The organism is Stenotrophomonas sp. 2YAF26 (assembly GCF_052114625.1).
Taxonomy (GTDB): domain Bacteria; phylum Pseudomonadota; class Gammaproteobacteria; order Xanthomonadales; family Xanthomonadaceae; genus Stenotrophomonas; species Stenotrophomonas indicatrix.
In genome coordinates, this window is record NZ_JBFRFC010000020.1 from 15,677 (window position 1) to 37,721 (window position 22,045).

Annotated in this window: 18 protein-coding genes and 1 pseudogene; 7 read left to right on the forward strand and 12 right to left on the reverse strand. The window is 66.2% G+C overall.

From position 1 onward, the window contains the following. Nucleotides 1-2 precede the first annotated feature (2 nt). Both AB4Y98_RS17810 and AB4Y98_RS17815 read right to left on the reverse strand, forming a co-directional pair. Nucleotides 3-1,151, reverse strand: a complete 1,149-nt coding sequence (locus AB4Y98_RS17810) for a fatty acid desaturase family protein (protein WP_025878576.1) — start codon at nucleotides 1,149-1,151, stop codon at nucleotides 3-5. Between the two features lie 13 nt (nucleotides 1,152-1,164). Further along, nucleotides 1,165-2,235 carry a ferredoxin reductase gene (locus AB4Y98_RS17815; protein WP_051584920.1) on the reverse strand — a complete coding sequence of 357 codons (1,071 nt, stop codon included), beginning with the start codon at nucleotides 2,233-2,235 and terminating at the stop codon, nucleotides 1,165-1,167. A gap of 92 nt (nucleotides 2,236-2,327) precedes the next feature. On the opposite strand from AB4Y98_RS17815, the gene fabR reads away from it, so the two are divergent. From fabR to AB4Y98_RS17830, 3 genes are all read left to right on the forward strand, one after another. Next, nucleotides 2,328-2,984, forward strand: a complete 657-nt coding sequence (gene fabR, locus AB4Y98_RS17820; protein ID WP_025878574.1) for an HTH-type transcriptional repressor FabR — start codon at nucleotides 2,328-2,330, stop codon at nucleotides 2,982-2,984. A 196-nt stretch (nucleotides 2,985-3,180) separates the two neighbouring features. Continuing rightward, on the forward strand, nucleotides 3,181-5,340 hold the full coding sequence (locus tag AB4Y98_RS17825; RefSeq protein WP_442244820.1) for a TonB-dependent receptor plug domain-containing protein: 2,160 nt from the start codon (nucleotides 3,181-3,183) through the stop codon (nucleotides 5,338-5,340). Further along, the gene (locus AB4Y98_RS17830) at nucleotides 5,330-5,866 is read left to right on the forward strand and encodes a thioredoxin-like domain-containing protein (protein WP_442244821.1); all 537 of its coding nucleotides are present in this window, start codon (nucleotides 5,330-5,332) and stop codon (nucleotides 5,864-5,866) included. The genes AB4Y98_RS17825 and AB4Y98_RS17830 overlap by 11 nt, the downstream gene beginning before the upstream one ends. Before the next feature lie 148 nt (nucleotides 5,867-6,014). Here the strand turns inward: AB4Y98_RS17830 and mntR are convergent, their stop codons facing one another. After that, nucleotides 6,015-6,479 carry a manganese-binding transcriptional regulator MntR gene (gene mntR / locus AB4Y98_RS17835; protein WP_442244822.1) on the reverse strand — a complete coding sequence of 155 codons (465 nt, stop codon included), beginning with the start codon at nucleotides 6,477-6,479 and terminating at the stop codon, nucleotides 6,015-6,017. A gap of 116 nt (nucleotides 6,480-6,595) precedes the next feature. On the opposite strand from mntR, the gene AB4Y98_RS17840 reads away from it, so the two are divergent. Then, entirely contained in the window at nucleotides 6,596-7,927 is a 1,332-nt protein-coding gene (locus AB4Y98_RS17840; RefSeq protein WP_428704961.1) for an Nramp family divalent metal transporter, read from the forward strand. 123 nt (nucleotides 7,928-8,050) lie between these two features. Here the strand turns inward: AB4Y98_RS17840 and AB4Y98_RS17845 are convergent, their stop codons facing one another. The 4 genes from AB4Y98_RS17845 to AB4Y98_RS17860 form a co-directional block, all read right to left on the reverse strand. Next, nucleotides 8,051-8,377 carry a thioredoxin family protein gene (locus tag AB4Y98_RS17845; RefSeq protein WP_442244823.1) on the reverse strand — a complete coding sequence of 109 codons (327 nt, stop codon included), beginning with the start codon at nucleotides 8,375-8,377 and terminating at the stop codon, nucleotides 8,051-8,053. Further along, a complete protein-coding gene (locus AB4Y98_RS17850) occupies nucleotides 8,349-8,816 on the reverse strand; it encodes a flavodoxin (protein WP_442244846.1) in 468 nt (155 codons plus the stop codon). Before AB4Y98_RS17850 ends, AB4Y98_RS17845 begins: the two co-directional genes overlap by 29 nt. A 25-nt stretch (nucleotides 8,817-8,841) precedes the next feature. Continuing rightward, entirely contained in the window at nucleotides 8,842-9,882 is a 1,041-nt protein-coding gene (locus AB4Y98_RS17855; RefSeq protein ID WP_025878567.1) for a ribonucleotide-diphosphate reductase subunit beta, read from the reverse strand. Between the two features lie 74 nt (nucleotides 9,883-9,956). Continuing rightward, nucleotides 9,957-12,284, reverse strand: a complete 2,328-nt coding sequence (locus AB4Y98_RS17860; RefSeq protein ID WP_442244847.1) for a ribonucleoside-diphosphate reductase subunit alpha — start codon at nucleotides 12,282-12,284, stop codon at nucleotides 9,957-9,959. A gap of 483 nt (nucleotides 12,285-12,767) precedes the next feature. On the opposite strand from AB4Y98_RS17860, the gene AB4Y98_RS17865 reads away from it, so the two are divergent. Continuing rightward, on the forward strand, nucleotides 12,768-13,745 hold the full coding sequence (locus AB4Y98_RS17865) for a zinc-binding dehydrogenase (RefSeq protein WP_442244824.1): 978 nt from the start codon (nucleotides 12,768-12,770) through the stop codon (nucleotides 13,743-13,745). A gap of 258 nt (nucleotides 13,746-14,003) precedes the next feature. Next, nucleotides 14,004-16,625 carry a TonB-dependent receptor gene (locus tag AB4Y98_RS17870; protein WP_442244825.1) on the forward strand — a complete coding sequence of 874 codons (2,622 nt, stop codon included), beginning with the start codon at nucleotides 14,004-14,006 and terminating at the stop codon, nucleotides 16,623-16,625. Nucleotides 16,626-16,752: 127 nt separating this feature from the next. Here AB4Y98_RS17870 and betT read toward each other — a convergent pair whose 3' ends face one another. The 4 genes from betT to AB4Y98_RS17890 form a co-directional block, all read right to left on the reverse strand. Beyond that, the gene (betT, locus tag AB4Y98_RS17875; RefSeq protein ID WP_025878562.1) at nucleotides 16,753-18,732 is read right to left on the reverse strand and encodes a choline BCCT transporter BetT; all 1,980 of its coding nucleotides are present in this window, start codon (nucleotides 18,730-18,732) and stop codon (nucleotides 16,753-16,755) included. Between the two features lie 201 nt (nucleotides 18,733-18,933). Then, the gene (locus AB4Y98_RS17880) at nucleotides 18,934-19,281 is read right to left on the reverse strand and encodes a VOC family protein (protein ID WP_442244826.1); all 348 of its coding nucleotides are present in this window, start codon (nucleotides 19,279-19,281) and stop codon (nucleotides 18,934-18,936) included. Between the two features lie 100 nt (nucleotides 19,282-19,381). After that, nucleotides 19,382-19,702 (reverse strand): DMT family transporter, encoded by a 321-nt coding sequence (locus AB4Y98_RS17885; protein ID WP_032975307.1) that lies wholly within the window; start codon nucleotides 19,700-19,702, stop codon nucleotides 19,382-19,384. After that, nucleotides 19,702-20,055 carry an SMR family transporter gene (locus AB4Y98_RS17890; protein ID WP_059064403.1) on the reverse strand — a complete coding sequence of 118 codons (354 nt, stop codon included), beginning with the start codon at nucleotides 20,053-20,055 and terminating at the stop codon, nucleotides 19,702-19,704. The genes AB4Y98_RS17885 and AB4Y98_RS17890 overlap by 1 nt, the downstream gene beginning before the upstream one ends. A gap of 161 nt (nucleotides 20,056-20,216) precedes the next feature. Between AB4Y98_RS17890 and AB4Y98_RS17895 the strand changes: the two genes are divergently transcribed. Then, entirely contained in the window at nucleotides 20,217-21,068 is an 852-nt protein-coding gene (locus AB4Y98_RS17895) for a LysR family transcriptional regulator (RefSeq protein WP_033831329.1), read from the forward strand. A gap of 44 nt (nucleotides 21,069-21,112) precedes the next feature. On the opposite strand, the pseudogene AB4Y98_RS17900 reads toward AB4Y98_RS17895, so the two are convergent. Continuing rightward, nucleotides 21,113-21,964, reverse strand: a pseudogene (locus tag AB4Y98_RS17900) (M14 family metallopeptidase); the annotation flags it as partial. Nucleotides 21,965-22,045: the final 81 nt, after the last annotated feature.

Genomic DNA, 22,045 nt, shown 5'->3' on the forward strand with positions numbered 1-22,045 from the left:
ACTCAGCCGGCGTTGGCCGACGCCGGAGCCGGCATGATGTCCGGCATCGGCAGGCGGCGCGGCTTGCTCGGGAACGCGTGGCGCAGGATACGCCAGACCACCTGGGTGAACTGCCGCGGCAGCGAGCCGTTGTTGTAGTGCTGGCCATAGCGCCGGCAGATTTCCTTCACTTCCTTGGCGATGGCCGCATAGCGGTTGGCCGGCAGGTCCGGGTAGAAGTGGTGCTCGATCTGGTGGCTGAGGTTGCCCGACAGCACGTTGATCACGAAACCACCGCTGATGTTGGACGAACCGCGCAGCTGGCGCAGGTACCAGTGGCCACGCGATTCATTGCGCAGGCATTCCTTCGGGAAGGTTTCCGATTCGGCGGTGAAGTGGCCGCAGAAGATGATCACGTAGGTCCAGATGTTGCGCAGGCCGTTGGCCACCATGTTGCCCAGCATCACCGGCAGGAAGAACGGACCGGCCAGCAGCGGGAAGAACACGTAGTCCTTCAGCACCTGGCGGATCATCTTGCGTGCCACCGGACGGGTCTGCAGCCACATCGCACGGCTGCTGATGCGGCCCTTGAACCAGCGCCCCAGGCGCAGGTCCTGCGCCGCCACGCCCCACTGGAACAGCAGCGCGAAGATCGGTGCGATGATCGGCTGCAGCAGGTAGAACGGCTTCCAGCGCTGTTCCGGGAAGATGCGCAGCAGGCCATAGCCGATGTCATCGTCCATGCCACGCACGTTGGTGTAGGTGTGGTGGCGGAAATTATGGGTCTTGCGCCAGTTGTCGGCGGTGGCAACGATGTCCCATTCGTAGGTGTTGCCGTTGAGCTTGGGATCGCCGGTCCAGTCGTACTGGCCGTGCATCACGTTGTGGCCCAGCTCCATGTTTTCCAGGATCTTGGCCAGCGCCAGCAGCAGCGTGCCGGCGATGCAGGCCGGCCACAGCAGCGGCGCCCAGAACAACGGAGAGAACGCGCCCAGGAACAGCAGGCTGCGGCCGAGCACGCCGGACCAGCGCACAGCCGCTGCGACGCGGCGGATGTAACGGGTGTCGGAGGCGCCGAGGCTGCCGATCACACGGTCGCGGATCGCATCGAGTTCCTCACCAAACGTCTGCATCTCGGCAGGGCTCAGGGCACGGTCGGTAGCGCGGGTCATGGCAGCGGAGTCCTCAGAGATCCAGGGTCAGGTCGGTGGTCGGCGCGCTCACGCAGATCCGCACCGGCACGGCCGTTTCGGACTGGGTGTCGCCGGTGCGCAGGTGGCGGGTGGTGCCACTGACGCGTTCACAGGTACAGCTGTTGCAGATGCCCATGCGGCAGCCGTGCTTGGGCGCGATGCCCTGCGCCTCCAGGCTTTCCAGCAGCGAGCGGCCACGCGGCACGATCAGCCGCCGGCCGCTGCGGGCCAGGGTCAATGCGACCTCACCCAGGCTGTCGGCATCACTGAGTGCCGCAGGCGGCGTAAAGGCTTCAGCCTGGAAGCCGGCCACCTGCTGCGCCAGCCGCGTGCGCGCAGCGGCAACGAAGCCATCCGGGCCACAGGCCAGCACATGGCGCTGCGCCAGCGGGGTGTCGTCACCGGCAACGGCCAACGTGTGGCTGTCGATGCGCGCGGCCGGCACCTCGCCTTCGCGGGTGGTCAGCAGATGCACGCGCAGGTTCGGGTTCGCTGCGGCCAGCGCCTGCAACTCATCACGGAACTGGAACGCCGCGGCGCTGCGCTCCCAGTAGAACAGGTCGACCGGCGCCGCCAGCGGGCGCTGGCAGGCGTCGCGCAGCAGGCTGCGCATGGGCGTGATGCCGCTGCCGGCCGCCAGCAGAAGTACCGGCGCTGCGGCGGGCATGTGGAAATCACCGAAGGCCGCATCCAGCCGGAACAGGTCGCCTGGCTTGGCATGCGCTACGAGATGCTGGCTGACCTTGCCGCCTTCCACCGCCTTGACGGTAATGGCCAGCTCACGACGGCCCAGGCGGGTCGGGCTGTAGCTGCGGCGCAATACACGCCCCTCAAGCTCGACGCCCAGGGTGACGTGCTGGCCGGCGCGCATCCCGGCCCAGTGCCGGTTGCAGCGCAGGACCAGGGTGGCGGCGCCCTCGCCGGCCGGCTCGCGCCGCACCAGGCGGGCCATCGGCTCACGCAGGGTCCACAACGGATTCAGCTGGCCCGCCCAGAAGTCGAACAGCGACGGCGACAGCCAGCGGTACGGGGAAAACAGGGAAGGACGGACGACAGCGCTCATGGATGCACTATACGGCCGCACACACAGCTGTGTATACATGTGTATATTGCACCGGATTGGGTATGATTCAGCCTTGCCCCTCCGGAAGTACCATGGCCGCCGCCACCGTTCTGTCTCCGCCTGAAGATGCCAGCAGCCCGGCCCGCCGTACGGTGAGCCGCGAAGATCTGCTGGCCGCCGCGTTGAAACTGATCGGCCCGCATCGCAGCCTCTCCACCCTCAGCCTGCGCGAAGTCGCGCGCGAGGCGGGCATCGCACCCAACAGCTTCTACCGCCAGTTCCGCGACATGGACGAACTGGCCGTCGCCTTGATCGACGTGGCTGGGCGCTCGCTGCGCACCATCATCGGTGAAGCCCGCCAGCGCGCTACGTCCAGCGCCACCAGCGTGGTGCGCGTGTCGGTGGAAACCTTCATGGAACAGCTGCGTGCCGACGACAAGCTGCTGCACGTACTGTTACGCGAAGGCGCGGTCGGCTCGGACGATTTCAAGCACGCGGTCGAACGCGAACTGCACTACTTCGAAGAAGAACTGCAGCATGACCTGGTGCGCCTGGCCGCACTGGATGGCGCGGTGCTGTACAAGCCGGAACTGGTGTCGATGGCGATCACCCGGCTGGTGTTTGCGATGGGCGCTTCGGCCATGGACCAACCCCCTGAGAACGATCCGGAACTGGTCGAACAGATCTCCACGATGATCCGCATGATCATCGTCGGCGCGCGCACTCCCGCCGCCTTCCGCCGCGGCTGACCGCTTCCGGTGCATGACCACCGGCACGCTTGCGCGCGCATTGTGTAATGTTATAACACTTGCGTTCGAGTAAAGGCCACGGTTCACGCACGCGTCGAGACCCTGATATAGCAATTGCTATGTTGATGACCATCTGCTTTCATGTGGGCCAGCCAGGTCGCCCTCGCCGCCCTCCCTCCCCAAGGACGACGCCCTCATGCGCATTGCTGCCTCCCTTCTCCGCCGGCTGCCGCTGGCTGCCGGTATTGCCGCCACCCTGCCGGTGACCGCATTCGCCGCACCGCCTTCGCCTACCGAGCTGGACCGCGTGCAGGTGAAAGTCAGCACGGCCACCCGCAGCGAACGCCTGCTGTCGGACGTGCCGATCCGCACCGAGGTACTGCGCAAGGAAGACATCGCTTTGCGCGCGGCCACCGACTTCTCCCGCGCGGCCGAGCTGATCAACGGCCTGCGGGTGGAGAGCAACTGCCAGAACTGCAACACCAGCGAAGTGCAGCTGCTGGGCCTTCCCGGTGCCTACAACCAGCTGCTGTTCGATGGCATTCCACTGTTGTCCACGCTGGGCAGTGTGTATGGACTGGAACAGATTCCCGCCGGCTTCGTCGACCGCATCGAAGTGGTCAAGGGCGGTGGTTCGTCGCTGTACGGGCCGGGCGCTGTAGCCGGTGTCATCAATCTGGTTCCGCCGCTGCCCGCACGCAGCGGCGGCCATGTGCAGGCGGGCGTGGATGTTCTGAAGGGCACGCCGCAGAAGAACGCCGACGTGCGCCTGGATCTGGTCGCCAGCGAAGCCGACGCGGGACTGTCGGTGATCGCCCAGCGCAACTGGAACAGCGGCATCGACTACAACGGCGACGGCTATACCGAGATCACCCGCAAGAACCTCAAGGTCGGTGGCCTGCAGGCCTGGTATGCGCCCACTCCGGGCACGCGCCTGCGGTTGGACCTGCAGGTGACCGATGAGAGCCGTCGCGGTGGCAACCGCCTGGACCAGCCCGAACACCTGGCCAACATCGCCGAATCGCTGGACACGAACTACCGCCGCGGCAGCCTGTCATGGGACCAGGAGGTAAGCGGCGACGTCGACTTCCGCCTGGCCTATGCCTTCGCCGACATCGACCGCGACAGCTTCTATGGCGGACTCGGCGACGTGGTCACCGATCCGTCCGCACCCGGCTACGATCCTTCGCAACTGGACCCGAACGTACCGGGCAGCGCCGCATCACGCTCATGGCGCCAGTACGGGCGCACCCACAACCCGCTGCACTACATCGACAGCCAGTTGAACTGGCGGCTGGGTGCACACACGCTGGCGTTCGGCGTTCAGTACAAGCATGAGGGCCTGCGTGACGACAATCGCGATGGTGCCGGCCAGCGCCTGGCCGTGCTCGAGGATGCAACCTTCCACAACCTCGGCGCGTTCGTGCAGGACGAATGGAGCGTACGCGAGGACGTCGACCTGGTGCTGGGCGCGCGCGTGGACAAGAGTTCGGAACTGGACAGCGCCGTGTTCTCACCGCGTATCGCCCTGGCCTGGCAGGCGACGCCACGGCTGAAATGGCGAGCGGGCATCGCCACCGGCTTCCGTGCGCCGGAAATCTTCGTCGAGGATGTCCACGTCGATACCCTCGGCGGCGAGCAGGTGCGCGTGCGCAACACCCGTGGCCTGAAGGAGGAGCGCGCGCTGACCACCCTGTTCGGGTTCGACTGGCGCTCCGACCCGGCCGACCCGGTATGGAGCTGGGATGCCACCGCGTCCTACGCACGCATCCGCGATACCTTCGCGCTGGGTGAGATCCAGCGCGGCGATGATGGCCAGCTGACGCAGCTGCGCTACAACGCCTCCGGCTCGAACGTGCTGGGCGTGGAAACCAACCTCGGCTGGCAGCCCTCCCCGCAGTGGCGGCTGACTGCCGGCGCATCGTGGTACCGCTCGCAGTTCCGCGAGCCGCAGCGCATCTTCGACGACACCGCCGACGGCGGCGACACCGTCATCGACAGCCGCGACTATCTGAAAACCCCGCGCTGGACCGGCCTGGCCCAACTCAGCTGGATGCCGGCCGAGCCCTGGGAGGCGTTCCTGGCGCTGCGCCACACCGGATCGATGCCGGTGCTCAACAACCGGCTGGGCGAGCTGCATCGCACCCGCGCCTTCCTGGTCACCGACCTCGGCGCGCGCTGGCATCGCCATCTGGGTGCCCAGGCACAGCAGGAAGTGTCGGTGGCGGCGGGGGTCAAGAACGTGTTCGACCAGCGGCAGAAGGATCTGGAAAGCGGCGCGCTGCGCGACAGCGATTACGTGTACGGTCCTCGCTTCGCCCGCTCGTGGTACGTCAACCTGCGCTATGCGTTCTAGCTGGCTGCCCGCGCTGTTGCTGGCACTGGCATGGCCGGCAGTGGCTGCCGACCTGCATGCGCAGGTCTCCGCCTCGCTGATGCGGCCTGAGCCACGTGCCCTGCGCCCGATGCAGTGGTCGCCACCGCCAACGCTGATCGCGCTGTACTTCGGCGCCGACTGGTGCGCGCCCTGCCACGCTTTCGTGCCGACCCTGCGCGGCGTGCGCGACGCGCTGCGCGAGGCCGGCGCCGATACCGAAGTGGTGTATGTCAGCCTGGATGAAAGCGAGGCGGCGCTGCGGCGCTACATGCAGCTGCAGGACATGCCGTGGCCGGTGCTGGACCCGCGTCGCGCGAAGCGCATGCCGGCACTGCAGGCATTGGCGGGCCCGGCACCCCCCAACCTGGTGCTGATCGATGCGCAGGGCACGGTGCTGGCCAATGGCTGGCAGGGACGGCGCTACGGAGGCCTTCAGCCGGTATTGAAGGAATGGACGAAACGGGCGTGTGCGCAGGAACAGGCGCGCTGCCCGCCTGAACTGTAGAGTCGAGCCATGCTCGACTCATTTCATCACCGCGCGAACAGCAGCCGAGCATGGCTCGGCTCTACAGAAAGCAGATTCCGCGAGTAGATCCACGCCATGCGTGGATGCACTCATTCCATACCGCGCGAACAGCAGTAGAAACCGCGACTCAGCCGCCCTCGGCCTTGCGCACGAATTCGTCGAACAGCGCCAAGGTCTGCTCACTGACATGGTGCTCGATGCCCTCGGCATCACGCCGCGCGGTATCCGGGTCCACGCCCAGCGCCAGCAGGAAGCGCTCCACGGTCTGGTGGCGCTGGCGGCTGGCATGGGCCAACGCCTCGCCCTCCGGGGTCAGGAACACGCCGCGATACGGGCGCTGCACGACCCAGCCGTCACGGGCCAGCCGGCGCAGCATCTTTGCCACGGTCGGCTGGGCCACGCCGAGACGGGTAGCGATGTCGACCTGGCGGGCCTCGCCGCCGTCGGCCAACAGGTCGGAGATCAGCTCGACATAGTCCTCCACCAGTTCCATCCGGTGTGCTTCGCGCACTTGCCGGAAGCTCTCGACCTGGCGCTCGGCCTCGATCAAGGGGGTGATTTTCAGCGATGTCGAATCGTCCGTCTTGCCCACGCGTGTGCCTGTCCTGCAGTTGTCATCGGGTGCGAACCTGAATTCTGGACCAGTGACGCAGTAAAGACGATTGTTTCACATTGCTATGCGATATAGCAATGGCTATATTGACAGCCATGAACACCGTCGCACCCACCGATTCTGCCGCCTCCACTCCGGCCAGCCTGGGTGCGCTCAACGCGTCGATTGCCGTGCCCGACAAAGGCCACTGGTGGTTCCGGCTGCTGGCCTTCCTTGGCCCGGGCTACATGGTGTCGGTCGGTTACATGGACCCGGGCAACTGGGCCACCGATCTGGCAGGCGGCTCGCGCTTCGGCTATCTGCTGCTGTCGGTCATCCTGATCTCCAACCTGATGGCGGTGATCCTGCAGGCGTTGTCGGCACGGCTGGGCATCGCCACCGGCATGGACCTGGCGCAGGCCTGCCGTGCGCGCTACCCCAAGCCGGTGAACCTGGCGCTGTGGGCGCTGTGCGAAGCGGCGATCATCGCCTGCGACCTGGCCGAAGTGATCGGTACGGCCATCGCCTTGAAACTGTTGTTCGACCTGCCACTGCTGTGGGGCGCGGTGATCACCGCGCTGGACACGCTGCTGGTGCTGCTGCTGATGAACCGCGGTTTCCGCGCGCTGGAAGCCTTCGTGATCGCGCTGCTGCTGGTGATCTTCGGCTGCTTCATGGTGCAGATCGCGCTGGCCGCGCCGCCGGTGATGCAGGTACTGGGCGGTTTCATTCCGCGCGCTCAGGTGGTCACTGATCCGCATGCGCTGTACATCGCCATCGGCATCATCGGCGCCACGGTGATGCCGCACAACCTGTACCTGCATTCTTCCATCGTGCAGACCCGTGCCTATCCACGCACCGATGAAGGCCGTCGCAGCGCGCTGCGCTGGGCCGTCACCGACAGCACCGTTGCCTTGACCCTGGCATTGTTCATCAACGCCAGCATCCTGATCCTGGCGGCGTCGGTGTTCCATGCCAACGGCCGCTTCGATGTGGAAGACATCGAGCAGGCGCACCAGCTGCTGGCGCCGATGCTGGGCGTGGGCCTGGCCTCCACATTGTTCGCCGTGGCGCTGCTCGCGTCCGGCCTGAACTCCACGGTGACGGCGACACTGGCCGGGCAGATCGTGATGGAAGGGTTCCTGCGCCTGCGCCTGCCGCCATGGCTGCGGCGCTTGATCACCCGCGCGCTGGCCATCATCCCGGTGGTGGTGGTCATCATGCTGTTCGGCGACCAGGGCGCAGTGAAGCTGCTGGTGCTGAGCCAGGTGGTGCTGTCGATGCAGCTGCCGTTCGCGATCATCCCGCTGGTACGGATCGTGACCGACAAGATGACGATGGGCGCGCTGGTGGCGCCGCGCTGGCTGGGCGGCATCGCCTGGGTGATCGCACTGGTGATCGTGGTGCTGAACGTGAAGCTGCTGGTGGATACGTTCGCTGGCGGTTGATCCGCGCGCCCGGGGTCGGATCCCTTGCCACAGGCAAGGGCTCTGACCCCGATGATCGAAGCCATGCGTCGAAGTGGGGTCAGAGCCCTAGCCTGCGGCGAGGGATCCGACCCTGATCCTGGGCTACAGGAACTCGGCGATCGCCGCTTCGATCTGCTGCGGCGACTGGAAGCCCGGCATGCGCATGCGTTCGTCACCGTCCAGGAACAGCGACAGCGTGGGAGTCTGCCGCAGGCCCATCTCGCGGAAGAATGCTTCACCCACCACTTCCAGCTGCACCCGCAGCAGGGTCGTGCCCTGCCCCCCGGTGCCGCTGGCCACCCGCTGCAACGACATGTCCAGCACCCGGCAACCCGGGCACTGGTCCTTGTGGAAGTCCACCAGCACGCGCGGATGGTCGGCCAGCAACTGCTGGAACTGCTCAGGCGTGGTGGCGTCGATGATCTGCATCGGTGGTGCTCCAGTATTGATCCAGGACCGCATCGGTCCAGGTATCGATGGCCGCGGCATGCCGCCGGCCATGTGGCATCTGTTCGATCTCCAGCGGCGGGTAGCCACTGTCGAAATAGCGGATCAGCCGGTGCACCGCACCGCAGTAGTACTCCTGCCCCCACTGCGTTTCACCGGTGCCGAACACCGCCACCTGCCGCGGCCGCTGGCCGCGCTCGGCGATGCCTGCCACCCAGGCCTTCATCTCCGACGGTGTGCGCCCGGCGTTGTCGGTCCAGCAGCCCAGCAGCACCAGGTCAGCCTCGTCCACCGGCAACGGTGGGGCCTGGCGCAGGTCGTCGGCCTCCTGCCAGTGCACGGCGTGGCCTGCGGCCCGGCAACGCGCGGCGATGTGGCGGCCGAGCTCACGGGTGTTGCCGCTGAGCGACGCCACCACGATCAGGATGCGGAGCGCCAGGCCGCGCTCAGAGGTCGTCGAAGCCGTTGTCGACGTTGGTCTTCTTGTAGCTTGCATTGCGCATCTCGAAGAAGTCGGTCTTGGTCTCGGTGAAGTTGTCGGCGTAGGCCTTGATCCACGGCATCACGTTGTCGGTGGTGTCGCTGTACAGGCGCTCGATGCCGAGCATGCCGGCCATCTTGTTGGCGCGGTACTTCACGTAGCGCACCATCTCGTCCACGTCGATGCCATCGATGCCATCGAGCACCTCCGCCGACCACTGGGTTTCCAGTTCGATGGCGTGTTCGAACGACTGGTGCACGTAGGCGGTCAGCTCGTTGGTCTGCAGTTCCGGGTTCTCGCCGATGATGGCGCGGATCAGCTCGCTGATGAACTTGGTGTGGGCCAGCTCATCACGGTTGATGAAGCTGATGATCTTGCCGGTGCCGTTCATGCGGTTCTGCCGCACCATGTTGTAGAAATACGCGAAGCCGGAATAGAAGTTGATGCCTTCCAGGATCGAGGACTGGATCAACGACTTCAGCAGGGTTTCGGCGGTCTTCTCGCGCATGAAGTCGTCGTAGGCCCCCATGATCGGCGCGTTGCGCTTGATGATGGTGGGATGGGTGCGGGCGATCTCGAAGATGCGGTTCTGGTTGGGCAGGTCGGTGATCGAGGCAAGCACGTAGCTGTAGCTCTCGTTGTGGATCACCTCCTGCTGGCCGATGATCGCCGCGTTGGCGTGCGCGGCCGGATCGGTGATGTACTCGGCGACGTTGTAGATGAAGCGCGTCTGCGGCGAATCCAGCGTGGCCAGCAGGCCGATGATGGAATCGTAGGCGTTCTTCTCGCGCGCGTTGAGCTCGCCGTACTGGCGTGCATCCACCTTCATGTCCACTTCGTCGGGGATCCAGAAGTTGGTCGACAGCTCCTTGTAGGCGCGATAGAACGACGGGTACGGAATGTCGTTCCAGTTCAGGATGCCGCTGGTGCGGCCGTTGATGATGCCGGTGCTGCGGTTGGGGTGGCGCGGTTCGAGGATCTTGATGCGGTCCAGGGGTGTTGCCATGGTCTTCTGCCTTCGTTCTGTTGCTGACGGGTTGCCGACCAGCGGCCGGCACTACCACCGAGGGGTCGGGCTGGTCAGCTCGAGCACCACTCGCATTCGCTGATATCGATGTCGTTGGAGCGCACGTAGTAGGTGGTCTTCAGCCCTTCGCGCCAGGCACTCAGGTGCAGCTCCAGCAGCGTGCTGGCGCGGATCGTGCTGGGCACGTACAGGTTGAAGCTGATCGACTGGTCCACATGGCGCTGGCGGCGTGCGTTCTGCCGCACGCTGGCGAACTGGTCGACCTTGTAGGCACCCTTCTCGTAGTACGGCCAGGTTTCCAGCGACAGGCCAGGCGCGGCCACCGGCCGCCGGAAGTCCTTCTTTTCCTCGTAGTAGAACGCGCTGTAGATCGGATCGATCGACGCGGTGGAGCCGGCGATCTGCGCGGTGCTCATGTTCGGCGCCACCGCCAGCAGCCAGCCATTGCGCAGGCCGTTGGTCGCTACCTCGCGCGCAAGACTGTCCCAGGCCGCGCCACTGTAATCGCGGTCACGGAAATAGTTGCCGTTGTGCCAGTCGCTGCCAGCGAACATCGGGTAGCTGCCTTTCTCCTTGGCCAGCTGCGCGCTGGCCTGGATGGTCAGGAAGTTGATGCGCTCGAACAGGCGATCGGACAGTTCCTCGGCCTCGGGCGATTCCCAATGGATCGCCTGCTGTGCCAGCAGGTGGTGCCAGCCGAACGTGCCCAGGCCGATGGCGCGGTACTTGCGGTTGGTGATGGTGGCCTGCGGCACCGGCAGCGCGTTGAGGTCGATCACGTTGTCGAGCATGCGCACCTGGATCGGAATCAAGCGTTCCAGCACATCCTTGGCCAGCAGATCCTCGGGGGCGGTGATGGCACGGCCGAGGTTGATCGACGACAGGTTGCAGACCACGAAGTCGCCCGCGCGGCGGGTGGTGACGATCTGGTCGCCGCTGACGATCTCCTGGATCATCCGCGTCGGGCTCATGTTCTGCAGGATCTCGGTGCACAGGTTGCTGGAATAGACCATGCCCGCATGCTTGTTCGGGTTCTTCCGGTTCACTTCGTCGCGGTAGAACAGGAACGGGTTGCCGGTTTCCAGCTGGCTGAGCATGATCCGCTTGAACAGGTCGATCGCCTTCACCGTGCGACGGCTGATGCGTTCGTCGGCCACCAGCTCGGCGTAGCGGTCGCGGAAGCTGCCCTGCCCTCGCTTCTCGTCGTAGAAATCCTGCAGGTACCAGCCTTTGGCCTGCTTCACCTCGTGCGGATCGAACAGGTACCAGTCGGCACGGCGCTCGACGGCCTCCATGAACAGGTCCGGCACGCAGATGGCGGTGAACACATCATGCGCACGCAGGCGCTGGTCGCCGTTGTTCAGGCGCAGGTCCATGAACGCCTCGATGTCGCGGTGCCAGATGTCCAGGTACACCGCCACTGCACCCTTGCGCTGGCCGAGCTGGTCGACCGACACCGCCGTGTTGTTGAGCTGCTTGATCCACGGCACCACGCCGCCGGACGAGTTGGGCACGCCGCGGATCGGCGCGCCACTGCTGCGCACGTACCCCAGGTACGCACCCACACCACCACCGTGCTTGGACACACGGGCGATATCGGTGTTGGAGTCATAGATGCCCTGCAGGCTGTCGTCCACCGTGTCGATGAAGCAGCTCGACAGCTGGCCGCCGACCTTGCCTGCATTGGCCAGGGTTGGCGTGGCCACGGTCATGTACAGGTTGGACAACGCCCAGTACGCCTCGCCCACCAGCTGCATGCGGCGCACGCGGCCGCTCTCACCAGCCCCACCCTCGTTCTGCATCAGGTACAGGGCAATGGTCAGCCAACGTTCCTGCGGCAGCTCATACACCTCGCGGCTGCGATCAGTAGCCAGGTAGCGCGTGGCCAGCAGGTACAGCCCGTTATAGGCGAACAGACGATCGCGCTCGGGGTCGATCATCTCGCCGGCCTGCTGCAGCTCTTCCTTCGAATAGCAGCGCAGGATGTCGTTGCTGTAGATGCCGCGGTCGGCCAGGCTTTCCTGCAGGCCCACGAAGGAGCCGTACTTCAGGCTGACATCGTAGAAGCGGTTGCGGCTGGCGCGCTTGTACAGACGGCGCAGGTACAGGCGTGCAGCGAACTGTTCCCACTGCGGCGCGACAAGGTCGACGCGCGATTCCGCTTCGCGGATCAGCAGATCCACCAGATCATCGGCACTGATGCTGGGCTTGCGTTCGACCATCGCCAGCACCACGCGGCGATAGTCGGCCACATCCAGCTGCGGCAGCTCGGCGTGGATGGCATCGATGCTGCGCAGCAGGCGCGCCGCATCGTACGGCAGGCGACGATTGCCGGCTTCCTTGGTGATCCAGGTCGGCACGCGCTCGCCGCTGGCGCGCATGGCGTCGCCGGCGCCGGCCAGGTCGGCCACGCGGAAGGTACTGTCGGTCATGGTGGTGGAACTCCAGGCTCGTGCGCGCGTCGGCGCCCGATGCCATGGCGGCCCTGCACGCGATACCGGCGCACGGGGCGAACGGGTGATGTGCCAAGGGGCGGGAACACAGGTCGTCGGCATCTGCCTGCGCCTGCGGCCGGTATCCGGGCCGTGGGGGCGACCTGCGTCCGCACGATGGCGGCCGCGTCGACACGGCAAGCCTTCAGGGGCGGGCCGCGGGACGTTTGCTGCATGTCCGGCGGCGGCGGCTGACCGGGAGTGACGGCCACAACATAGTGGGGATATTCCGAGCCGTCAACACAAGATGCGGTAATTGCGCACCGTCGCGACCATCGGTCGCAGGATGCCGTGTTGCACGTACGCGGCCTTGTCGACGCCCGGCGCGCCCCCCAGTTCGATACAACATCAACTTTCATTGGAACACCGCCCATGCGCGCTGCCCTGTACTCCTCCTTCGGCGATCCAGCCCAGGTCCTCGCCGTTGCCGATGCCCCCCTGCCCGAACCCGGTCCCGGCGAAGTACGCATCCGCACCGTGCTGGCCTCGATCCACAACCACGATCTGCTGACCGTGCGTGGCCTGTACGGCTACAAGCCGACGCTGCCGGCGATCGGCGGCAGCGAAGCACTGGGCGTGGTCGATGCGCTCGGCGAAGGCGTCGACGGCCTGCAGATCGGTCAGCGTGTTGCCGCCGCCTCGGTGCACGGCACCTGGGCCGAGGCGTTCATCGCACCGGCACGGATGGTGATCCCGATGCCGGACGCGATCGCCGATGAAATGGCCGCACAGCTGATCGCCATGCCGCTGAGCGCGTTGATGCTGCTGGAATTCCTGCACGTCGAGCAGGGCCAGTGGATCGTGCAGAACACCGCCAACGGTGCCGTCGGCAAATCGCTGGCGATGCTCGCAAAGGCGCGCGGCGTGCACGTGGCCAACCTGGTGCGCAATGCCGAGGCCGTGGCGCAACTGCAGGCACTGGGCATCGATCACGTGTTCGATACCTCGGTGGACGGCTGGAAGGACCGTGTGCGCGAAGCCACCGGCGAATCGCAGGCCGCGGCCGCGGTTGACTCCATCGGCGGCGATGCCAGCGGCGACCTGGTCGACCTGCTCGGCCACCACGGCACCCTGGTGTCCTTCGGCGTGATGAGCGGCGAGCCGATGCGCATTCCCGCCGGCGGCCTGATCTACAAGGAAGCCACGGTGAAGGGCTTCTGGGGCAGCAAGGTCAGCCAGGCAATGGCGGTGGAAGACAAGCGGCGGTTGGTGGGTGAACTGCTGAAGCGTGCGGCCGAGGGGGAACTGACCCTGCCGGTGGAGCAGATCTTCGCATTGGACGACATCGCCCAGGCGGCAAAAGCCGGCGCCGGTTCGGGCCGCAATGGCAAGGTGCTGCTGCGCGCGTGATGCCCTTGGGGGTCGGCTCCCTTTCTGAAAGGGAAGGGCTCTGACCGTGCAGGAGCGTGCGGACCAACGGTCCGCACCCACCGGGATGATCTGCCCCATTGAGATGGTCGGCACCCACCRGGATGGTCTGCCCCACCAAGGCCGCCGACTTTCGTTAAGAACCTGTGATGTATAACTGAATGCGCTTTCGTCATTGGAAGGCGCACTCACCCGCGTGCGGTACTGACGACTCCTCCCCCGTTTGGCGTAGTCGCTTCCATGTATCGCACCACCCTGCTTTCCAGCGCGGTCGCGCTGGCCCTCGTCGCTGGCACTGCCGGCGCCGCTGAAATCGCCGACACCGGCAAGGACAGCACCACCCTCGGCACCGTGCTGGTGACCGGCTCGAACATCAAGCGCAGCGACACCGCCGGCCCCAACCCGGTGCAGATCGTCACCCGCGAGCAGATCCTGCAGACCGGCCGCTCCACCCTTACCGACGTGCTGCGCAACCTGTCGGCCAACGCCGGCAACAGCTTCGACGAGCAGTACACCGGCAGCTTCGCTGCAGGCTCGGCGTCGATCGGCCTGCGCGGCCTGTCACCGAAGAACACGCTGGTGCTGGTCAATGGCTACCGCGTGGCCAACTTCGGCTTCGCGCTCAACACCCAGGACACCTTCGTCGACCTCAACGCGCTGCCGATCAGCGCGGTGGAGCGCATCGAAGTGCTGAAGGATGGTGCCTCGGCTGTGTACGGCTCGGACGCCATCGCCGGCGTCATCAACATCATCCTGCGTCGTGATTTCCAAGGCGTGGAGGTCGGCGGTGGCTTCGGCACCGCCACCCAGGGCGGCCTGAACGAGCGCAAGGCCAACCTGCTGGCCGGCTTCGGTGACCTCGAACAGCAGGGCTGGAACGTGCTGTTCGGGCTGGATCTGCTCAAGCGCGACCGCCTCGATGCTGACCAGCGCGCGTACACCCGCGACGGCGATTTCCGCGACAAGCCCGGTGGCCGCCTGGCCGGCTGGTCCACCGCTGGCGGCAACACGCTGGCCAACCCGCGCGCGCCGCAACCGTTCGCGTCCTGCCCCGATGGCAGCGAGCTGCGTCCCTACAGTGACTTCGGCAGCACCCTGCCCGGCCAGGCCTGCGCCTTCAACGCGCAGCCGTTCAAGACCCTGCAGCCCGGCGCCGAGCGCCTGCRGGCGTCGTTGAGCGCGACCTACCGCTTCAACGACAGCGTCGAAGCCTTCGCTGATGTGCTGTACAGCCACAACAAGGCCGACCAGATCTTCAGTGCGCCGCTGACGGTCGGCCCGGGCCTGCGTGCCTACAATCCCGCCACCGGTACGTTGACCGATATCGCCGCGGTGCTGCCGGTCGGCCATCCGAACAATCCGGGTAGCGCGCCGCTGCCGTTCGAATACACCTTCTTCGATCTCGGCCCGCGCCTGAAGGACAACACCCAGGTGTTCTACCGCGCCCTGGCCGGCGTGCGTGGCACCGGCGAACGCTGGGACTGGGAAGTGGCCGCACTGACCTCGCAGAGCGCGCAGCGCGAGTACGTGGACAACTTCGTGGACCGCTACGCCTTCCAGCAGATCCTGCGCGATGGCAGCTACAACTTCCTCGATCCATCCAGCACGCCGGGCGCACTGGACGATCTGCGCCTGCAGACCAAGCGCCCGGGCTGGTACAAGCTGCACTCGCTCAACGTCAAGGCATCGACCTCGTTGTGGGAACTGCCGGCGGGTGCGATCGGCTTCGCCTGGGGCGCGGAATTCCGCAAGGAATCGCTGGACGCGCGCACCAGTGCGCAGGTGCTGTCCGGTACCGAACTGCGCCCGGCGATCAACATCGTCGACGGTGAGCGCCAGGTCAGTGCCGCCTATGCCGAGTTCAGCGTGCCGCTGCATCGCACGCTGGAGCTGCAGGTAGCCGGCCGCGGTGACCACTACGATGACTTCGGCAAGGCATTCTCGCCGAAGTTCGCGCTGCGCTGGCAACCGCTGGACAGCCTGCTGCTGCGTGGCTCGTTCTCGCGTGGTTTCCGTGCACCGTCGCTGCCGGAGATCGCACCGGGGCAGACCATCAGCTACGGCTCGGTGGTCGACCCGTTCGATCCGCTGCAGCCCGGCGGCAGCCGCGGCGTGACCAACCTGCGCACCGGCAATCCGGACCTGAAGGCCGAGCGCTCGCGCAACCTCAACGTCGGCGCCGTGTGGTCACCCGATGCCGATTCCAGCATCGGCCTGGACTGGTACCGCATCGAACAGGACAACCTGGTCAAGCCGGACAGCGCGCAGTTCATCGTCGACAATCCGGGCCTGTTCCCCGGTCGCGTGCAGCGCGATGCGCAGGGCCGCATCCAGATCATCACCAACCAGTACGCCAACCAGGGCGAGCTGACCACCTCGGGCATCGACCTGGAAGCCAACCGTACCTTCCGCACCGACGGCTGGGGCAACTTCACCGTGGCCGGCAGCTGGACCCACCTGCTCAGCTTCAAGCAGCCGCTGGTGGCCGGCCAGGCGCCCTATGACGGCGCCGGCAACAACCGCCATGGCGCGCTGCCACGCACCCGCGGCACCACTTCGTTGAACTGGGCGGTGGGCGACTGGAGCAGCACGCTGAGCCTGCAGTACATGAGCGGCTATGACCAGCGCGTAGCCACGGCCACCAGCAATCCGGGCCTGCGCGATCGGGTCAAGCCGTACCACCAGCTGGACCTGTACGTGGCCTATGAAGGCATTCCGAAGACCACGCTGTCGCTGTCGGTGCTGAACCTGACCGACAAGGACCCGCCGTTCGATCCGGCCGGCGGTTCCAACGGCTTCGACATCAGCCAGTACAACCTGCGCGGGCAGTTCGTTTCGCTGGGCGCGCGTTACCGGTTCTGATGTGCAAAGGGGCGGCGGGCATGCCGCCGCCCCGTTCCCGTTGCCGGCCAGCGGCCGGCACTACAGGAGTGTGCGGACCAATGGTCCGCACCCACCAAAGGCAAGGGCCATGCCCGGCGTGGCTGCATCAACGGCTCAGGTGCAGGAACTGCAGGTGCCGTTCGTACTGGCTGATGATGTCGTTGATGATCTGCTTGCGGCTGTAGCCGACCAGATCGTAGTCCTGGCTACCCTCGTACAGATGCACCTCGGCGCGGTAGTAGCGCTGGTTGCGCAGCTGCTGCGCGGCGAAGGACGGGGTCAGGTAGCCACTGAGGATCACCCGGTACTGGAAGTCCTGCTGCTCGCCGTGGTTGACCGACAGCTCCATGTCGCCCGCTTCGAACCGCGTCTGCACGTCCCAGCCCTGCTCGCGCAGCTGCTCGGCCACCGCCTCCATCGCCGGCTTCACCGTGTCATCCATGAAGCGGTACACCTGGTCGCGTACCGGGAAGTGCATGGCCTGGGTCAGGCGCTGGCGCCAGCCCTGGTGGTGCCGGTCATCGCCGATCAGCGGCGATGGCCTGAACTGCTGCGCGCGCTTGCGGTGCGACTCGTCACTGAAGGCACGGGTCAGGCCCCACATCATCAACAGCAGCACCGCCGAGAACGGCAACGAGGCCAGCACCACTGCTGATTTCAGGGCATCGATGCTGCCGGCCAGCAGCAGGCCAGCGGTCAGCACCGCGATCACCGTGCCCCAGAACACGCGTAGCCAGCGCGGGCCATCGTCCTCCGGCGCACCGCCATGCGAGGACAGCGTGGACAGCACCACCGCCCCGGAATCGGCCGACGTCACGAAGAAGATGAAGCTGACCAGCACGGTCACCCCGATCACCGCCTTGCTCCACGGGTAGCCATCCAGCAACGCATACAGCACCGTCGGTGGGTCATCCACCGCCAGCTGCGCCAACTGCTGCTGGCCATGGTGCAGCACCTGGTCCAGCGCGCTGTTGCCGAAGATCGACAGCCACGCCAGGGTGAAGCCGAGCGGGATCAGCAATACGCCGAACACGAACTCGCGGATGGTGCGGCCGCGCGAGATGCGCGCGATGAACAGGCCGACGAACGGCGCCCAGCCGATCCACCAGGCCCAGTAGAACACCGTCCAGCCGCCCAGCCATTCCGGCCGGCCGCCATAGGCGTATACGTCGAAACTCTTGCCCACCACGCTGCCCAGGTAGTCGCCCAGGTTCTGCATCAGCGTGCTGAGCAGGTACTGGGTGGGACCGGCGCACAGCATGAACAGCACCAGCGCGATCGCCAGCAGCATGTTGATGTTGGCCATCCAGCGCACGCCCTTCTCCACGCCGGACACGGCCACTGCGACCGCCGCGCCCATCATCGCCACCACCAGCAGGATCTGCACCATGTTCGAGTGCGGCACGTTGAACAGGTGCGACAGCCCAGCGTTGAGATGCAGCACGCCGAAGCCCATGTCCGCGCCGATGCCGAACACGGTGGCGACGATGCCCAGGGCGTCGACGGTATAGCCGATGGGGCCGTTGATGCGCTTGCCGATCAGCGGATACAGCGCAGACCGCAATGCCAAAGGCAGGTTGTGCCGGTAGGCGAAATAGGCCATCGCCATCGCCGCCAGCGCGAACACACCCCAGCCATGCAGGCCCCAGTGCAGGAACAGCAGCTGCATGGCCTGGCGCGCACCGGCCTCGCCCGCGGCCGGATCGCCCTGCGGCGGCTGCAGGTAGTGGGTCAGCGGCTCGGAAACGCAGAAGAAGAACAGGGTGATGCTGATGCCTGCTGCGAACAGCATGCCGGCCCAGGAGAGGTAGCTGAACTCCGGTTCGTCATGGTCGGCACCGAGCTTGATGCCGCCGTACTTGGACAGCGCCACGCCGACCACGAACACCAGGTACAGGGTCATCGCCAGCAGGTAGTACCAGCCGACGTTGAGCGCGGCCCAGTCCTGCGCCTTGACCAGCAGGCGACCGGCGCCGATCGGATACAGGCTGACGAACAGTGCGAAGGCAACGACAACGATCGCCGCGAAGGCGAAGACGGGCCGCAGGGTTCGCACCGGCTGATGTTGAGGCTCCAGTGCTTCCATGGGCAGCCATCTCCGGATCGATCAAAGAGTAAGCCGACCGATTCTGGCTGAATCGCAGTGGACACAGGATGAAGTCGTGGCACCGCGCAGGCTTGAACGGCTGGATTTCCGTGCTACGCGCGCGCCTGCAGACCGGCGGGCGTGCCGGGCGGCGTTGTCACTTTGGTCCGATTACGACACGCCGCGTCCGGCACCGACGATTCACCCCATCACATGCACGGCGCACAGCTTGTTGCCGTCGGAATCACGCAGGTAGGCCAGGTACAACTGGCGCCCGGCCTTGTGCCGCACGCCGGCCGGGTCTTCCACCGCGGTACCGCCGTGGGCGACCCCCGCTTCCTGCCAGACATGCACCGCCTGCGGGTCTGCCAGCGCAAAGCCGATGGTGCCGCCGTTGGCATGGCACGCCGCCTCGCCATCGATGGGCGGGATGACCATGAACATCCGTCCATCCTTGATATAGACCAGCTTGCCCTCGTCATCGAACACGCCTGCGCGACCGCCGATGGCAGTGAACAAGGCATCGTAGAAGCGGCGGGAAGCCGCCATGTCGTTGGTTCCGACAGTGACGTGACTGAACATGCGGGCACTCCGTTGCGGGAAAGCCCAAGTGTCGGCCACCTCACTGATCGCCGCAATCAAGCCGGGATCACGCCGTACTGAGCAGCAGCACGGCCGCCGTGACCAGGCCGATGCCGATCCAACCGATCGGGCGCAGGCGGTTGCCGAACAGCAGGCGACCGCAGGTGGCCGTACCGATCACGCCGATCGCGCCCCACATCGCATAGGCGGTCGCCAGGTCCATGTAGCGCACGGCCTGGCCCAGCAGGGCAAAGGCGATCCAGACCAGCACGATGGCGCCGACACCCCAACGCCAGCGACGGAAGCCATCGGACTTGGCCACCATCATGTTCGCGGCCACATCGATCAGCGCCGAGCAGATCACGAAAAACAAGGCCATCAAGTTCATCAGTGCGCCTCCCCGAGGGTGACACAGACGATGCCGACCACCGCCAGCACCAGACCGGCCAGCTGCTGCAGCGACAGGCTCTCACCGAACACGCTGATGCCGACCACGGTCAGCAGGGTCAGGCCCAGGCCTTCCCACACCGCATAGGCCACGCCGACGGCGATGCGGCGCACCGACAGCGCCAGGAAGTAATAGGAAAGCGCCAGCGCGGCGGCCATCACCACATAGCCGGTCCAGCCGCCATCGCGGGCGGCATGGGCCATGAAGGACGTGCCGACCACTTCGGCGACGATCGCCACGGTCAGGCAGGCCCAGGCGACGAAGGCGCCACGGGCGGGAACAGTACGGGACATGTGAAGCTCCTTGCGGGACGGGGACCGCGCCCCGTCATCAGTAGATCCACGCCGTGCGTGGATGATCCGGAACGCCCCCGCAGACAGGGACGACGGCGGCCAGTATCATCGTCTTTTACGGTGGTATCAAAATGGATTCCATCGACAGGAGCGATGGATCAATGCCCTATTCTCCCGAATCCCTGCAGGCCTTCGTCGAGGCTGCCGCGCTGGGCTCGTTCTCGGCGGCCGCCCGCCGGCTACGCAAGACCCAGTCCACGGTCAGCACTGCCATTGCCCATCTGGAAGCGGACCTGGGCATGGTTCTGTTCGACCGCAGCGGCCGCTATCCGCAGTTGACCGACGCCGGCCGGCAGGTGCTGGGCCACGCGCAGGAAATCCTTGCCGCCGACGCGCGCCTGCAGCAACTCAGCGTGCGCCTGGCCGCACCCGTGGAGCCACGCCTGACCGTGGTGTTCTCCGATGTCTACCAGCTCGATCCGGCGCAACGTGTGCTGCAGCGGTTTGCCGAGGCATTTCCCGAGATCGAGCTGGAATGGCTGGATGCCGAGGGGCGCGACGTGCTGGAACTGGTTGATGCTGGCCGCGCCGGGTTGGGACTGCTGCCGCGACAGGCGCAGTACCCCGATGCGTTGGTGGCCCAGCCCCTGGCCCACCACAGCGAACTGGCGGTGTACGTGGCCAGCGACCATCCGCTTGCGCAGGCGGGCGTGCGCGCGGCGGCGCAACTGGCCCGGCATCGGCAGGTGCGGCTGAGTGCGCAGGTCGACCACGCACCGCCGATCAGTGGGCCGGCATGGACCGCGTCGGACTACCTGATGGTGATGGAGATGGCCGAGGACGGCATCGGCTGGGCCGAGCTGCCGCGTGCGCTGGTGCAGCGCTACGACCGGGGCCGCCTGCTGGAACTGCGCGTGCCGGGCTGGCCGAGGCGCATCCACAGCGACCTGGTGTGGCGCCGCGATACGCCACCGGGGCCGGCAGCGTTGTGGTGGGCCGAGGCGTTGGGGTGAGCTAGTGCCGGCCGCTGGCCGGCATCCCCTTGCCCCGTGGTTGCCGGCGTCGCGCGGGGGCTGTCCGGGTAGACCTCGGTGGTGGTGGTGTACTTCGCCCCGGTGATGCCGGCGCACAGGCCCAGCGGCACCAGCGCGTACTCGATCACACCATGCGCGACCACCGGAGAACCGATGATCTCGCCCTTGTCGTCGGCCGGTGCGATATGGGTCACCTTCTCCACTTCGGCGACCACGGCCTGCTGGAAGGCCGGCTGCGGATTCCCGCTGTCGTCCACCAGGTAGAAGCCATCGGGAATCAGGCCCGGTTCGAACGGCTTGCCATCGCGCGCGGCGAGTGCGGGGCGGAACTCGCTCTCGTCGCTATCGGTGGTTTCGTGCAGGTCGATGTGCAGCACGAACTGGCCCTTCAATGGTGCAATAAGTTCGATCAGCGCCGTTGATTCGCGCGCCGGGCCGTCCGCGCGGAAGTTGCGGTTCGGGTCGATCGCATCGAAGTTCCAACGGTTGATGCGCTCGAAGCCCCACGGATTCACGCACGGCGCGACCAGCAGGTTGGACTTGCCGGCATAGGTGTCGGCGTGTTTTTCGAGGAATTCCAGCGCGCCCAGCACGCCACTGGTCTCATAGCCGTGCACACCGCCGGTTACCAGCGCGGCCGGCAATGCCGGGTTCCAGTCGCGGCTGCGCAGGGCGAACAGGGTATAGGTCTCGCCTGCATAGTCGAGCTGGCCGTAAGCCACCTTGTCGAAGCGCCCGGCCAGTGCATCGATGCGCGGCAGCACTTCCTCGTCATAACGGCGCAGGCGCTGCTGGCGCGCACGCCACTGCTCCCGTTCCGCCACGCCCCACGGCTGGCCAGGGGTTCCGACGGGGTAGAAAGCAGCAGTGGACATGGCAGATCTCAGCGGGTCAGGAGGCAATTGATCACTTTACCACCGGGTCAAAGCGCTGAACCGTGTGCCGATTCCAATGGC

Excerpts from the sequence above, each read along its gene's own strand:
- AB4Y98_RS17810 (WP_025878576.1), bottom strand. The coding sequence starts at position 1,151 with ATGACCCGCGCTACCGACCGTGCCCTGAGCCCTGCCGAGATGCAGACG.
- AB4Y98_RS17815 (WP_051584920.1), bottom strand. The coding sequence starts at position 2,235 with ATGAGCGCTGTCGTCCGTCCTTCCCTGTTTTCCCCGTACCGCTGGCTG.
- fabR (WP_025878574.1), top strand. The coding sequence starts at position 2,328 with ATGGCCGCCGCCACCGTTCTGTCTCCGCCTGAAGATGCCAGCAGCCCG.
- AB4Y98_RS17825 (WP_442244820.1), top strand. The coding sequence starts at position 3,181 with ATGCGCATTGCTGCCTCCCTTCTCCGCCGGCTGCCGCTGGCTGCCGGT.
- AB4Y98_RS17830 (WP_442244821.1), top strand. The coding sequence starts at position 5,330 with ATGCGTTCTAGCTGGCTGCCCGCGCTGTTGCTGGCACTGGCATGGCCG.
- AB4Y98_RS17840 (WP_428704961.1), top strand. The coding sequence starts at position 6,596 with ATGAACACCGTCGCACCCACCGATTCTGCCGCCTCCACTCCGGCCAGC.
- AB4Y98_RS17845 (WP_442244823.1), bottom strand. The coding sequence starts at position 8,377 with ATGCAGATCATCGACGCCACCACGCCTGAGCAGTTCCAGCAGTTGCTG.
- AB4Y98_RS17855 (WP_025878567.1), bottom strand. The coding sequence starts at position 9,882 with ATGGCAACACCCCTGGACCGCATCAAGATCCTCGAACCGCGCCACCCC.
- AB4Y98_RS17860 (WP_442244847.1), bottom strand. The coding sequence starts at position 12,284 with ATGCGCGCCAGCGGCGAGCGCGTGCCGACCTGGATCACCAAGGAAGCC.
- AB4Y98_RS17865 (WP_442244824.1), top strand. The coding sequence starts at position 12,768 with ATGCGCGCTGCCCTGTACTCCTCCTTCGGCGATCCAGCCCAGGTCCTC.
- betT (WP_025878562.1), bottom strand. The coding sequence starts at position 18,732 with ATGGAAGCACTGGAGCCTCAACATCAGCCGGTGCGAACCCTGCGGCCC.
- AB4Y98_RS17880 (WP_442244826.1), bottom strand. The coding sequence starts at position 19,281 with ATGGCGGCTTCCCGCCGCTTCTACGATGCCTTGTTCACTGCCATCGGC.
- AB4Y98_RS17885 (WP_032975307.1), bottom strand. The coding sequence starts at position 19,702 with ATGAACTTGATGGCCTTGTTTTTCGTGATCTGCTCGGCGCTGATCGAT.
- AB4Y98_RS17890 (WP_059064403.1), bottom strand. The coding sequence starts at position 20,055 with ATGTCCCGTACTGTTCCCGCCCGTGGCGCCTTCGTCGCCTGGGCCTGC.
- AB4Y98_RS17895 (WP_033831329.1), top strand. The coding sequence starts at position 20,217 with ATGCCCTATTCTCCCGAATCCCTGCAGGCCTTCGTCGAGGCTGCCGCG.